Origin of the sequence: Mesorhizobium jarvisii (assembly GCF_003601985.1) — a bacterium.
Classification (GTDB): Bacteria; Pseudomonadota; Alphaproteobacteria; order Rhizobiales; family Rhizobiaceae; genus Mesorhizobium; species Mesorhizobium jarvisii.
In genome coordinates this window covers 562,851-575,433 of the sequence record NZ_QZXA01000003.1, presented here as the reverse complement: position 1 = coordinate 575,433, position 12,583 = coordinate 562,851, and the positions used below count along the sequence as shown (strand labels likewise).

Genomic DNA, 12,583 nt, shown 5'->3' with positions numbered 1-12,583 from the left:
AGCACCTTTAACCACCGCTCAATACCCGGCTTTGATCTTCTCGAATTCGGCGATCATCTTCAGCTTGAGATCGGATGGCAACGGCGACTGGAACAGTGTCTTGTCGACGAATTTCTGCACGTCGTCATAGCCTTTTTCCTTGAGGATCACCTGATCGACGCCGGCCATGCCCTTGGCGTTGGCCTGGCCATAGCCCCAGTCCTTGACCAGCACCTTGGCGGTCTCCGGATCGTTGATGGCGTTCAGATAGTCATAGGCCTTGTCAATGTTGCCGGGCGCGTCCTTGAACAGCACATAGCCGCAGACCCAGGTCGAGATGCCTTCATTCGTATCCTTTACCGACTTGATCGGCACGCCCGCCTTGACGGACTGCACCGTGGCATCGTTCCAGGCCCAGGCGAGGTCGACCTCGCCGCCGCTCAACAGCTGCACGATATCGGTGGTATCGGTCCAGTAGGAGCGGACGTTCTTGTGCACCTGGCGCAGGAAGTCGGAAGCCTGCTTGAACTGGTCGTCCGTCATCTTGGTCCAGTCCCTCAGGCCGATGGCGAGGCTCGCCAGCGCATAGGCGTCGTCGACATTGTCGCCGATCGACACCCGGCCCTTGAACTTCGGATCGGCAAACGCCTTCAGCGACTGGACCTCTTTGGCGTCGATCTTGGAGGCGTTGTAGGTGAGCTGCGTGTTGCCCCAGTCCCAAGGCATGAACCACGCCTTGCCGTCATCGGTGGTGGCGAGATTTTTCATCGCCATGATGCCGGGATTGAGGTCCTTCCAGCCCGTGATCTTCGACGTGTCGAGCGGCTGCAGGAGACCCGCCTCGCGCCACTTCGTCACGCTCTGCGAGCAGGGGTGGCCGAGATCGGCCTTGAAACCCGAGCGCACCTTCTCGAACGCCTCGTCTTCGTCGCCGAAGAAGGCGAAGGTCGGCGAATCGCCGTTCTTCTCGACATATTTCGGATGGAAGCTCGCATCCTCGTAGCCCGACCAGTCGAACACGATCAGGTCCTTGTCGGCGGCAACGGCAAACGCTGCCGCCGAAGCCGCCAGCGCGCCGCCCAGCGCCAATGTCAATGTCAGGCGTCGGCTAAGGTTCTTCATGCTGTTCCATCCTCTTTTGGTCTTGCCGGTCTTGGTGGCCGGCTGTTGCTAACCGTAATGCTTCGGGAAGGCAGCGGCCAAGAAAGCGTTGGCGGCCTGCAAGGCAGTTTCGCGCGTTGTGTCCTCTGTGCCCATCATCAGCCGCAGCCACAGCCCTTCCAGCATGGCCGACAGCGCCAGCGCCATCACCTGCGGCTCATAGGCATATGAGCCGCTCTGCTTGAGCGTCGTGCACAGATCGATGAAGACCTGCTGGTAATAGGCATCGCGCGAACTGCTCAGCGCCTGATAGGTCGGACGCGACTTGGCCTCGCCCCAGAAGGCCAGCCAGGCAGCGAGCTTGCGCTTGTTGCAGATCGAGCGGTCGAAGTCGGCCCATACCAGCTGCTGCAGCTGCCGCGCCGGATCGTCGCCTGCCTTCTCAAGAGAGGCGCGCCAATGCGCCGAATACTCGTCATACATGTGCTGCAGCGTCGCGATCAGCAGCTTTTCCTTGCTCTCGAAATGGAAGTTGACGATGCCACGCGACAGGCCCGCGCCATCGGCGACATCAGCCATCGTCGTCTCGGCATAGCCGCGCTTGGCCAGCGAATCGATCGTCGCCTCGATCAGCTGCAGCTGACGGACCTCCTTCGAAGCCTTGCGTCCGCGCTTCTCGGTCTCGGCTTTCCCCGCCGGTTCAAGGAGGGCATCCTTGGCATCTGCCGTTTTCATGGGTGTGATCGTCTCCAGCATCGCCGGCTATCCAATCGCATCCGGCTTCCAACCGCGCAGATGAGTGGGACGGTGCTCGCCACTGTCAAGCACCTTCTGCATGGCCTCCCAGGTTCGGATGTTCTTGTCGACATAGGCAGCGCCGACCACGGCGGCAACCGGCGCATAGAGCGGTCCTTTCAGCCTTTCCAGCTCGCCGCGCGCCACCTCGCGGTACCAGGGGTTACGGTCCGTGACGGTGACATCGGCAAAGCCGGCGCGCCGCATCGCTTGCGCATAGCGCGCCGGCGAGGCCATGGCGAAGGACAGCCCTTCCGCCGCGATATAGGCCTTCATCTGGGGTGAAGGTTCGCCGTCATGCCCGATCATCCAGTTGGAGGCGGCAAAGACGCCGCCCGGTTTCAGCACGCGGAAGATCTCGGCGAACAGGCCGTCCTTGTCAGGAACATGCAGCAGTGCGTCCTTGGAAAAGACGACATCGAAGGAGCGATCGGCGAAAGGCAGCGCTCCGGGTGGCGCCTGGACGAAGCTGGCGCGGTCCGAGAGCCCGTGCGCGGCGGCTCGCCGCCTGGCCGCCTCGATCACCGGCTGTTCGACATCGAAGCCGGTGGCGTGGGCGGCGCCATGGCGCTCGACCAGATGCAGCGTGATGCCGCCGGAGCCGCAGCCAATGTCGAGCACCGTCTTGCCCTCGAACGAAAGCCCTTCGACAACCCGGTCGACCTCTTCAGGCCCGCCCGGCGACAGGTAGCCATCGCCCCACAGCGCCTCGAGGAAGCGGATGGCGGTATCGTCATACTCGGCATCTGCCGTTTCGATCATCAGCCCTCGATCCCCAATCGATGAATGCCCGTTTCGAACACCGGCAAAGCCTAGCGCATGCCGGGGAAAACGCAATATCATTTGTTGAACATTCATTCAGAATGACTGGACAGAATGCCCGATACCGTGCCAAATTCCGCGCATTCGGGAACAGATCACGCAAAAATGAACAGCGGGTCGCACAGAGCAATTCCAGGAAAAATGTGGGCGGTTTTCGCTTGGGAATTGCTTGGAAACAAAGAGACTGGGCCACAATGAAAGCTTGGGACGCGATCGTCATCGGCGGCGGACACAATGGCCTGGTCAATGCCTGCTACCTGCAGCGCGCCGGGCTCGACGTGCTGGTGGTGGAGAAGAACGACTGGGTCGGGGGTGCGGCCACCAGCCGCGAGCTGACGCCGGGCTTCCTCTATTCCAACTGCTCCTATGTCTGCTCGCTGTTTCGCCCCGAGATCATGCGCGACCTCGAACTGCCGCGCTTCGGCCTGCAGGTCATTTCCTATGAAGGCGGCGCGGTGTTCACCCGCGACGGAGACTATCTCGCCAACTACCGCGACCATGATGTGCATCGGCGCGAATTCGCCCGCTTCTCCAGGCGCGATGCCGAAGCCTATGACCGCTACGCCCGCGACGTGACGCGGCAGTGCCGCTTCATCCAGCCGCTTTTGATGCGCACCGCGCCCGACCCGACCAGCCTCAAGCCGCGCGACCTTGGCGAGCTTCTTTATCTCGGCAAGAAATTCGCCGGCCTGTCGGCCGAAGAGATGGCGCTGACGCTGCGCTTCTGGACGATGTCGATCTCGGACTTCCTCGACGAGTATTTCGAGACCGATGTCATCAAGGCGAACTTCGCTCTGTCCGGCATCATCGGCACCGCGCTCGGGCCGATGTCGCCCGGCACGGCCTATGTGCTCTTGCACCACTATATGGGCGAGGTCGACGGCTCGGTCGGTGCCTGGGGCTATGCGCGCGGCGGCATGGGTGCCGTCACCAAGGCGCTCGCCGCGTCGTTCAAGGCCTCGGGCGGCACCATCCGCACCGGCGCCGAGGTCGACCATGTGCTGGTAAGCCGCGGCAAGGCCAAGGGCGTGGTGCTGGCCGGCGGTGAGGAAATCTACGGCAAGCTCGTCGTCTCCAATGCCGACGTGAAGCGCACCTTCCTGAAGCTCGTTGAGGAGAAGGAACTGCCCGATATTTTCCTGCGCCGGGTGAAGAACTTCAAGATCCGCGGCTCCTCCGGCAAGGTCAACATCGCGCTGGATTCCCTGCCGGAATTCCCCGCTTTGCCGAAGGATTCACCGGTCTATCGCGGCGACATGCATTTCACAGATTCGATGGAGCGCATGGAGCGCGCCTATGACGACTGGAAGGCCGGGCGCTGGTCGGCGGACCCCTTCCTCGACATGGTCATCCCGACAACGCTCGACCCGACCATGGCTCCATCAGGCAAGCACTTCATGAGCTGCTTCGTGCAATACGCCCCGCCCAAGGTGAACGGCCGCGACTGGACCGATGCCGATCGCGACGGTTTCGCCGAGAGCGTGATTGCGCAGATCGCCGAGTACTCGCCCGGCTTCCGCGACCGCATCGTCCATATGGAGGTGCGCACGCCGCGCGAAATCGAAGCGGAGGTCGGCTTGACCGAAGGCAATATTTTCCAGGGCGAACTGACCTTCGACCAGCTTCTGTTCAACCGCCCGGTGCCAGGCTACGCGCAGTACCGCTCGCCGGTCGGCGGCCTCTATATGTGCGGCTCCTCGACCCACCCGGGCGGCGGTGTCATGGGCGCGCCCGGCCGCAATTCAGCCGCCGAAATCCTGCGCGATCTCGCCAAATCCACCTCGCATATGAGCCCAGCCCATGACGTCATTTGATGCAATCGTCATTGGCGGCGGCCACAACGGCCTCGTCGCCGCAGCCACGCTGGCCAAAGCCGGCCGCAAGGTGCTGGTGCTGGAGGCTGGAAGCGAAGTCGGCGGCGCCGCGCGCACCGAGGAATTTGCCCCGGGCTTTCGCGTCTCGTCGGTCGCTCATCTGCTGAACCGGTTGCATCCCGATGTGGTGAAGACGCTGGACCTGGAGAGGCATGGGCTGCAATTCGCCCGCGCCGACTTCCTGCCGTCGGTGGCACTGTCGAAGGACGGCCCGGCGCTGATGCTGCATGGCGCCTATGGTGAGGTGCTGACGGGCACCAGTTCCTCCGAACAGTCGGCCTGGAAAGACTTGCGCGCGCAATTGCTGCGCTATGCCGGCATGCTGAAGCCCTTCCTGTCGCGCCGCCCGCCCGATCTCGCCGCCATGTCGTTGCTGGAGACCGCAGGGCTCGGCCAGACCGCCCTGGCGCTGAAAAAACTCGGCAAGGAAGACATGCGCGACTTCCTGCGCGTGCTCTTGATGAACGTCGCCGACCTGCTCGACGAGCAGCTCGAAGATGACAGGCTGAAAGGCCTGCTCGCCTTCGACGCGACGCTCGGCAGCCATCTCGGCTCGCGGTCGCCGGCCTCGTTGCTCGGCCTCTACTATCGCCTGGCCGGCGAGACCGGTGGAGCGGCCGGTGCGCAGGTCCTGCCGCAAGGCGGTATGGGCGCAGTCGTCGCCGCCATTCGGTCCGCGGCGGAGAAGGCTGGCGTCACCATCCGCACATCGGTTGCGGTGGCAAGAATCATCGTCGAGAAAGGCCGTGCCGTTGGCGTCGCGCTCGAGACGGGCGAGGAACTGCGCGCCAGGACCATTGTCTCGGCGATCAGTCCGGCAACCACTTTCCTAGACCTTGTCGGACCTCGCGAGATCGACACCGGTTTCGTGCGCAAGATGAAAAACATCCGCATGAAGGGCGATGCCGCCAAACTTCACCTGGCGCTCGACCGGCCGCCGCAATTCACCGGCGCCGATGCCGCCGCTCACAACGGGCGGCTTGTGATTGCGCCTTCGCCCGATCATGTCGAGCGCGCTTTCAACCCAAGCAAGTATGGCGAATTCTCGCCCGAACCGGTGATGGAAATCACGCTGCCCAGCCTCGCCGATCCATCGCACGCGCCTGATGGCGCCTGTGTGCTCTCAGCGGTGGTGCAATACGCGCCCTACGCGTTGAAGGAGGGCTGGGCTGCGGGCAAGCCGAAATTCCTCGAGGCCATCATGGCGCAGCTTGAGGCTTACGCGCCTGGCATCGGCGAGAGCGTTGTTCACGCCGAGCTTTTGACACCGGCCGATATCGAGGCGCGCTACCGCATGCCCGGCGGCCATTGGCACCACGGCGAGCTGCAGGCCGACCAGATGCTGATCTCGCGGCCCGTCTCCGGCTGGTCGGGCTACGACACGCCGCTCGAAGGGCTGTTCCTGGCCGGCGCCGGCTCGCATCCCGGTGGCGGCGTCTCCGGCGCCCCAGGCCTCAACGCCGCGCGACGCATCATTGCGATGAAGGGATAGGTCATGGCCCAGGCAACCAGGAAGAGGCCCGTTGCAAAGACAGAAGATGCGGCTGTCTCGGCCCGCATCGATGCGCAATCCCATTTCCGCACGCTGCGCCTCGGCACACCGTTCCAGCCGCGCCTCGACGCACTGGCCAAAACCCAGGACTGGTACAATTGGGCCGGCTATCGCGCGCCGCATTCGCTGTGGGACGAGGAACTCGAATACTTTGCCATCCGCAGCCAGGCGGCTTTGTTCGACATCTCGCCGATGACCAAATACCGGATCGAAGGGCCGGATGCCGAAGCCTTCCTCGACCGCGTCACCTTGCGCGACGTCACCAGGCTCAGGCCGGGCCGCGTCCACTACACGGCGTGGTGCGACGACGAGGGCTTCGTCCTCGACGACGGCACGCTGTTCCGGTTGTCGCCGACGCGGTTCCGGCTGTGCTCGCAGGAGCGGCATCTGCCCTGGCTGCTCGACAGCGCCATTGGTTTCGACGTCACCGTCGACGAAGAAACCGAAGCTGTTGCCGGACTCGCTCTGCAAGGGCCGACCTCCTTCGCCGTGCTCCGCGACGCCGGTTTCGCCGGAGTCGAAAAACTCAAGGTTTTCGACCTCATGGATTTCCCGCACGACGACGCAACCGTCACCATCTCGCGCACCGGCTTCACCGGCGATCTCGGCTACGAACTGTTCGTTTCGGCCGACAAGGCGCTGAGCCTTTGGGACCGGCTGATGACCGCGGGCGAGCTGCGCGGTATCAGGGCCATCGGCTACACCGCGCTCAACCGCGCGCGGCTCGAGGCCGGGCTGATCGTTGCCAATGCCGACTTCACCACCGCAGAGCACGCCATCCGCGCCGATCGCTTGCGCAGGCCCGACGAGATCGGTCTCGGCTTCATGATCGATCCGCAGAAAGCCCATTTCAACGGCCGCCGCGCCATCTTCGAGGCGCGCGCCAAACGCAAGCTGCGCCATGTGCTGGTCGGGCTGGAGATCGAGGGCAACATCCCGGCCGAACACGCCATCGTCTATCACAAGAAGAGCCAGGAGGTTGGCCTGGTCAGCGCCGCCATGTGGTCGCCGATGGCCAAGCGCAACATCGCCATCGCCTCGCTGGTGCGGCCCTATGGTGATACTGTCGTCGAAGACCTCTGGGTCGAGATCTACGCCATGCGCGAGCTGCAATATCAGAAGCTGATGAAACGGGCCAAGGTCGTGGCGCGGCCCTTCATCAAGCTCGACCGCCGCACCGCCAATCCGCCGGCGGATTTCTGACCATGGCCGACGAAGCAGAGCTGGAGGCGGCCGAGCAGTGGGAGCTGGTCAACACGCCGCTCGGCGAAAAATGGTCCGGCCGCACGCGCTATGCCGCCGCCATGTTCTTCTACAAGCGCGGCGAGATGAGCGCCGAGACGCTCGAGGTCTACCGCATCTGCGCGCGGCTCGATTCGGAGAACCCGCTGCCGATCATCCGCGATCGCGGCGTCGGCAAGGATTGGCTCAAAAGGATCGGCTTCGAGTAGCACCTGCGCGCTATCCAATGGTTCTTTCCAGCATGCTCAGCCAGTTGCGGTAAGCGATCTTCTCGATCAGGGCACGGCCAAAACCACGCGCCGCCAAGGCATCGATCAGCTTCGGCAGGCCGGCGACGTCGCCGATGACGGCCGGGATCATCGCCCCGTCGAAATCGGAGCCGAGGCCGACGCCGTCCTCGCCCAGCGCCTGCAGCAGGGAATCGACATGACGCACCATGATGTCGAGGCTGGTGTCGGCATTCATGCGGCCGTCCTCGCGCAGGAAGCCGGTGGCGAAGTTCAGCCCGACCATGCCGCCGGACTCGCGTATGGCGCCGAGTTGCCAGTCGGTGAGATTGCGCGAATGGGTGCAAAGCGCATGCACGTTGGAGTGGGTGGCGACCAGCGGCGCGTCGCTGAGACCGGCGACATCGCGAAAACCCTTCTCGTTGAGATGCGAAAGATCGATCATGATCTTCAGTTCGTTGCAGGCCTTGACCAGCGCCTTGCCGGCGTCGGTCAGCCCCGGGCCGGTATCCGGCGAGGACGGAAAGCGGAACGGCACGCCGTGGCCAAAGGCATTCGGCCGGCTCCAGACGATGCCGAGCGAGCGCAGGCCGGCGGCGTGCAACACGTCGAGCATGGTCAGTTCCGGATCGATCGCCTCGACGCCCTCGATGTGGAACACCGCGGCGATCGTGCCTTTGGCCATGGCGTTGCGCACATCGCCGGCAGTGCGGCAGACGGCCAGCGCCCCGGCCCGTTCCAGCCGAAACAAGATCGAGGCCATCGCGATCGTCGAGTTGAGCGCATCGGCGCGCGGCACCTCCGGCGGCAGCGGCTCGCTGTCGCTCGGCGCCAGGGGTACGGCGCTGCGCCTGGCTTTTTCGACCGGCGGCGGAAAGATCGCGAACATGCCGCCGGCGAAGCCGCCAGCCTTAGCGCGCGGCAGGTCGATATGGCCGCCCGACTTGCCTTCAACGAACAGTTTTTCGACGTCCCTGTCCTTCGATTGATACAGCCTGAGCAGCGTATCGTTGTGGCCGTCGAAGACGGGGACGAGGTCGGTTTCGGTCATCGGGGGATCATTCAGTTCGTTTGTCGGCACGGCGAGACATCATATCTAGGCAAGATATCTGGTCGCGGCAAATGACAAAGCCAACCGGCAGCGGGGACTGCCCTTTTATCCCCTCGCTGCCTGTCGATGACGTGCCTGCGCTTCCTAGAGCAATTCCAGGAAAAGTGTGAGCGGTTTTCCCGGGAAAAGCGCGTAGCGCTTTCCCTAGGAAATTGCGTTAAAACAAAGAGTTAGAGTGGTTCGCCGTTTCCATGAAACGGTGAAACGCTCTAGTGCTTCAGCACGTCGGCCCATTCCGCGTGGCGGCGGAACTGGGCGTTGGCGAACGGGCAAAGCGGGATGATCTTCTTGCCCGCCGCGCGCGCATCCTCGACGGCGCGGGTGACGAGCCTAAGCCCGGCACCCTGGCCGCGAAACGCGTCCGGCACTTCGGTGTGGTCGATGATGATCTGGTGTTCACCGATCTTGGTGAAGGTCATCTCGGCCTCGGCGCCTCCAGGGCCCCGCAGCACATAGCGCCCCTTGGAGCCGCGGTCTTCCAGTTCGATTTCGGGCAGTTGGTCGGGCATGTCTAAACTCCTTGAGCGACACCGGCAAAGAGCCGCCGGGCCGCTTCGATTTCATTTGGCCTCACCTCGTGCCCGCCTTCGTGCCATTCCACTGTGACATCGGCACCGTCGGCACGCAAATAGGCCTCGAGCCGCGTCGTCAGGTTCGACGGGCAGATCGGATCGCGCTTGCCGGCGGTCAGCAGCATGTGACGGCCGGCGAGGCTGCCCTGGACCTGCGGTTCGAACGGGATCAGCGGATGCATCAGCACCGTGGCGTCGAACAGCTCGGGCTCGGCGAACACCACGGACGCCAATATGTTGGCGCCGTTGGAATAGCCGAGGCCAAGCACAATCGAGGGCTTCGCAGCCTCGACATGCGCCTTGACGAAGGCCGCCATCTTGTCGGTTGCCCGCGCCAGGTCGTCCATGTCGTAGACGCCTTCGCCGGTGCGGCGAAAGAAGCGCGCCGCGCCATATTCGGACACATCGCCGCGCGGCGAGATGATGGTGGCTTGGGGCACGAGATCGCGCCCCGGCGACAGAAGCTGGCTCTCGTCGCCGCCGGTGCCGTGAAAGACGAAAAGCATGGGGCCGCCCGGCGAACCGGGCAGCACCTTGTGGATGTAAGCGTCCTTGCTCATGGCTCAGCCTTCCAGCTTCTGCAGATGCTGTTCGAGATAGGGCCGCAAATGCTGGTGCTGCGTCGGCAGCTTCAGCGCTTCGCCCAGATGTGCGGTGTCCTCATCCCTGTCGAAGCCCGGCTCGTTGGTGGCGACTTCGAACAGAACGCCGCCCGGCGTGCGGAAATAGATCGCCCAGAAATAATCGCGGTCGATCACCGGCGTCACCCCGTAGCCCGTATCCATCAACGCCTTGCGCACTTCGAGCTGCTTGGCGCGGTTCTCGACGGCGAAGGCGACGTGATGCACCGAGCCGGCGCCAAGGTCGGCGAAGGCCGCGGTCGGCAGCGATTCGATGTCGACGACATCGGCGCCGTTGCCGTTCTTCACCGCAAGCCGCCTGACATTGCCTGATTTGTCGACTTCCTCGTAGCCCATGAATTTCAACAGCTCCTCGGTGGCGCCGCCATCCTTCAGCCTGAGCGAAACCGAGTGGAAGCCGCGGATCGCCTCATCGGTCGCAATGCCGCCTTTGGCCCACGGCGCCCTGCTATCGGTCTTGTCCTCGACAAGCGCGAAACCGTCGCCATCGGGGCCGGCAAATCTGAGCCGCTTCTCACCAAAACTCTCCTCGCGGGAAACACCGTTCACGCCTTGGTCGGCGAAGCGTTTTTCCCAATAGGCGAGCGTGCCTTCCGGGACGGAGTAGACCGTGGTGCCGACTTCGCCGACGCCGGGACGGCCCTTGCCGATGTTGGGAAACGGAAAATAGGTCATCACCGAACCGGGCGTGCCAACCTCGTCGCCATAATAAAGATGGTAGACGTCGGGCGCGTCGAAATTGACCGTCTTCTTGACGCGGCGCAGGCCGAGCTTGTGGGTGAAGAAATCATTGTTCTGCCGGGCATCCCTCGCCATCGAGGTGACGTGATGGAGACCCTTGATCTGGTCGAGCATTGTCTTGCTCCTTCCCTTGTTGTTTGTGCGGCCCTCGCCGCTGTCCACGCCAATATGAGGACACGACCGCTTGCGGCAAAGGCGGCAAACACAGAATGGACTGTGCTGTAAAAGTGAACAGTCAAAAGAGTCTTGTTCACCAAAAGGCTAACACGGGCGGTCTTGCGCCCTTGCCGGAAATCGGTTCCATGAATGGCATTCGACCATGCAGCGAAAGGTATCGCGAGTGACAGGAAAAGCCAGGCGCCCGAACGTTCTCCTGATCACTTGCGACCAATGGCGCGGCGATTGCCTGTCGGCCGCCGGCCATCCCGTGGTGAGGACGCCGAATGCCGACGCGCTGGCCGCCGAGGGCGTGCTGTTCAAGCAGCACTATGGCGGCGCGGCTCCTTGCTCGCCGGCGCGTGCCTGCCTTTACACCGGCCTCTACCAGATGAACAACCGCGTCTGCCGCAACGGCTCACCGCTGGACGCCCGTCATGGCAACATCGCGCAGCACGCGCGCAGCATCGGCTACGATCCGACGCTGTTCGGCTACACCGACGTGGCGCTCGACCCGCGCCTGCTGACTTCAGGTGATCCAAGGCTGAGAAGCTATGAAGGCGTGCTGCCGGGATTCACGGTACGCCAGCTGCTGCCCGAGCATCAGAAGCAATGGCTCTCCTGGCTGAAGCAGCAGGGTATTGATGCCAGTGCCGGATCTCCTGACATCCATCGTCCTGCAGGCGAGGAAGACGATGATACCGTGACCGAGGCGCCGCCAATCTATTCGAAGGACCATACGCCGACGGCCTTCCTTGCCGGTGAGTTCATCCGCTGGCTCGGCGAGCAGGAACAGACCACGCCCTGGTTCGCGCATCTGTCCTTCATCAGTCCGCACCCGCCCTTCATCGTGCCGGAGCCCTACAACACGCTATACGATCCGGCCGACGGCCCGGCCTTTCACCGGGCGGAAAGCTGGCGGGCCGAAGCGCAGGGCCATCCCTATCTCGCTTATGATCTCAGCCAGCGGTATCGCGCGAATTTCCGCCCCGGCGCCGCTGGCAAGGTGCACGACTGGAGCGAGGATGATTTCCGCCGTATCCGGGCGATCTATTACGGCATGATCTCGGAGGTCGATACTCAGCTTGGCCTGATATGGCAGGCGCTCAAGCTTTCAGGCGCGTGGGACGACACCATCATTGTGCTGACCTCGGACCACGCCGAGATGATGGGTGACCATTACGCGCTGGGCAAGGGCGGCTACTTCGACGGCAGCTACCACATCCCGCTTATCATTCGCGACCCGCGGCATCGCAAGGCGGCCGGCAGCACGGTCGATCGCTTCACCGAAGCGGTAGACATCTTGCCCACGCTTATAGACCTGCTTGGCGAGCCCCCCGAACAGCATCTCGACGGATGCTCGCTGAAACCATTCCTGAGCGGCGGAAGCCCTGCCACCTGGCGTGACTCCGCGCATTGGGAGTTCGATTTCCGCTCGATCGCGGACGGCGACGCCGAAGCGCATTTCGGCATTGCCTCGCGCCAATGCAACCTGGCGGTCATCCGCACCAAAAAATTCAAATACGTGCATTTTGGCGGCGGCTTGCCACCTCTGCTTTTCAACGTCGAGGCAGACCCTAGCGAACTGACCAACCTCGCCGGCAGCCCTGCGCATCTGTCCACCCGCCTGCAATTCGCCGAACGGCTTCTCGCCTGGCGGGCCGAACATCTCGACCAGTCGCTGGCGCTGGCGGAGCTGACGGAGAATGGCGTGGTAGGACATGTGAGCAAGAGAATAGGCAGTAGGGAATAGGGCTTGCCTACTGCCCT

12 protein-coding genes are annotated in these 12,583 nt (G+C 63.4%); 5 read left to right on the top strand and 7 right to left on the bottom strand.

All coding sequences use genetic code 11. The features are described from left to right. Nucleotides 1–18: 18 nt before the first annotated feature. Genes D3242_RS10470 through D3242_RS10460 form a run of 3 tightly spaced genes read right to left on the bottom strand, consistent with a single transcriptional unit; the run spans nucleotide 19 to nucleotide 2,637 of the window. Nucleotides 19–1,101: an ABC transporter substrate-binding protein gene (locus tag D3242_RS10470; protein WP_019861570.1), complete on the bottom strand. Its 1,083-nt coding sequence runs from the start codon at nucleotides 1,099–1,101 to the stop codon at nucleotides 19–21. A 48-nt stretch (nucleotides 1,102–1,149) separates the two neighbouring features. Next, nucleotides 1,150–1,836, bottom strand: a complete 687-nt coding sequence (gene betI / locus D3242_RS10465; RefSeq protein ID WP_019861571.1) for a transcriptional regulator BetI — start codon at nucleotides 1,834–1,836, stop codon at nucleotides 1,150–1,152. Nucleotides 1,837–1,842: 6 nt separating this feature from the next. Then, nucleotides 1,843–2,637: a class I SAM-dependent methyltransferase gene (locus D3242_RS10460; protein WP_064981072.1), complete on the bottom strand. Its 795-nt coding sequence runs from the start codon at nucleotides 2,635–2,637 to the stop codon at nucleotides 1,843–1,845. 254 nt (nucleotides 2,638–2,891) lie between these two features. Here D3242_RS10460 and D3242_RS10455 point away from each other — a divergent pair, with 254 nt between their 5' ends. Genes D3242_RS10455 through D3242_RS10440 form a run of 4 tightly spaced genes read left to right on the top strand, consistent with a single transcriptional unit; the run spans nucleotide 2,892 to nucleotide 7,574 of the window. Next, nucleotides 2,892–4,511, top strand: a complete 1,620-nt coding sequence (locus D3242_RS10455) for a phytoene desaturase family protein (protein WP_064981074.1) — start codon at nucleotides 2,892–2,894, stop codon at nucleotides 4,509–4,511. Continuing rightward, nucleotides 4,498–6,063 (top strand): phytoene desaturase family protein, encoded by a 1,566-nt coding sequence (locus tag D3242_RS10450; RefSeq protein ID WP_064981076.1) that lies wholly within the window; start codon nucleotides 4,498–4,500, stop codon nucleotides 6,061–6,063. Before D3242_RS10455 ends, D3242_RS10450 begins: the two co-directional genes overlap by 14 nt. A gap of 3 nt (nucleotides 6,064–6,066) precedes the next feature. Continuing rightward, nucleotides 6,067–7,326: an aminomethyl transferase family protein gene (locus D3242_RS10445; protein WP_064981078.1), complete on the top strand. Its 1,260-nt coding sequence runs from the start codon at nucleotides 6,067–6,069 to the stop codon at nucleotides 7,324–7,326. A gap of 2 nt (nucleotides 7,327–7,328) precedes the next feature. Beyond that, nucleotides 7,329–7,574, top strand: coding sequence for a hypothetical protein (locus D3242_RS10440; protein WP_064981080.1), 246 nt, complete (start codon nucleotides 7,329–7,331; stop codon nucleotides 7,572–7,574). A gap of 10 nt (nucleotides 7,575–7,584) precedes the next feature. On the opposite strand, the gene D3242_RS10435 is transcribed toward D3242_RS10440, so the two are convergent. The 4 genes from D3242_RS10435 to D3242_RS10420 all read right to left on the bottom strand — a co-directional run bounded on the left by D3242_RS10435 (nucleotide 7,585) and on the right by D3242_RS10420 (nucleotide 10,771). Beyond that, nucleotides 7,585–8,643 carry a dipeptidase gene (locus D3242_RS10435; protein ID WP_064981710.1) on the bottom strand — a complete coding sequence of 353 codons (1,059 nt, stop codon included), beginning with the start codon at nucleotides 8,641–8,643 and terminating at the stop codon, nucleotides 7,585–7,587. A gap of 269 nt (nucleotides 8,644–8,912) precedes the next feature. After that, nucleotides 8,913–9,212, bottom strand: a complete 300-nt coding sequence (locus tag D3242_RS10430) for a GNAT family N-acetyltransferase (protein WP_010911871.1) — start codon at nucleotides 9,210–9,212, stop codon at nucleotides 8,913–8,915. A 2-nt stretch (nucleotides 9,213–9,214) separates the two neighbouring features. Beyond that, a complete protein-coding gene (locus D3242_RS10425; RefSeq protein WP_064981082.1) occupies nucleotides 9,215–9,835 on the bottom strand; it encodes an alpha/beta hydrolase in 621 nt (206 codons plus the stop codon). Nucleotides 9,836–9,838: 3 nt separating this feature from the next. Further along, a complete protein-coding gene (locus tag D3242_RS10420; RefSeq protein WP_064981712.1) occupies nucleotides 9,839–10,771 on the bottom strand; it encodes a VOC family protein in 933 nt (310 codons plus the stop codon). A 226-nt stretch (nucleotides 10,772–10,997) separates the two neighbouring features. Between D3242_RS10420 and D3242_RS10415 the strand changes: the two genes are divergently transcribed. Next, nucleotides 10,998–12,566, top strand: a complete 1,569-nt coding sequence (locus D3242_RS10415; protein WP_081295888.1) for an alkaline phosphatase family protein — start codon at nucleotides 10,998–11,000, stop codon at nucleotides 12,564–12,566. Nucleotides 12,567–12,583: the final 17 nt, after the last annotated feature.

What these genes read in the sequence shown, in the direction of transcription:
- D3242_RS10470 (WP_019861570.1), bottom strand. Translation starts at nt 1,101, where the DNA reads ATGAAGAACCTTAGCCGACGCCTGACATTGACATTGGCGCTGGGCGGC.
- betI (WP_019861571.1), bottom strand. Translation starts at nt 1,836, where the DNA reads ATGCTGGAGACGATCACACCCATGAAAACGGCAGATGCCAAGGATGCC.
- D3242_RS10460 (WP_064981072.1), bottom strand. Translation starts at nt 2,637, where the DNA reads ATGATCGAAACGGCAGATGCCGAGTATGACGATACCGCCATCCGCTTC.
- D3242_RS10455 (WP_064981074.1), top strand. Translation starts at nt 2,892, where the DNA reads ATGAAAGCTTGGGACGCGATCGTCATCGGCGGCGGACACAATGGCCTG.
- D3242_RS10450 (WP_064981076.1), top strand. Translation starts at nt 4,498, where the DNA reads ATGACGTCATTTGATGCAATCGTCATTGGCGGCGGCCACAACGGCCTC.
- D3242_RS10445 (WP_064981078.1), top strand. Translation starts at nt 6,067, where the DNA reads ATGGCCCAGGCAACCAGGAAGAGGCCCGTTGCAAAGACAGAAGATGCG.
- D3242_RS10440 (WP_064981080.1), top strand. Translation starts at nt 7,329, where the DNA reads ATGGCCGACGAAGCAGAGCTGGAGGCGGCCGAGCAGTGGGAGCTGGTC.
- D3242_RS10435 (WP_064981710.1), bottom strand. Translation starts at nt 8,643, where the DNA reads ATGACCGAAACCGACCTCGTCCCCGTCTTCGACGGCCACAACGATACG.
- D3242_RS10430 (WP_010911871.1), bottom strand. Translation starts at nt 9,212, where the DNA reads ATGCCCGACCAACTGCCCGAAATCGAACTGGAAGACCGCGGCTCCAAG.
- D3242_RS10425 (WP_064981082.1), bottom strand. Translation starts at nt 9,835, where the DNA reads ATGAGCAAGGACGCTTACATCCACAAGGTGCTGCCCGGTTCGCCGGGC.
- D3242_RS10420 (WP_064981712.1), bottom strand. Translation starts at nt 10,771, where the DNA reads ATGCTCGACCAGATCAAGGGTCTCCATCACGTCACCTCGATGGCGAGG.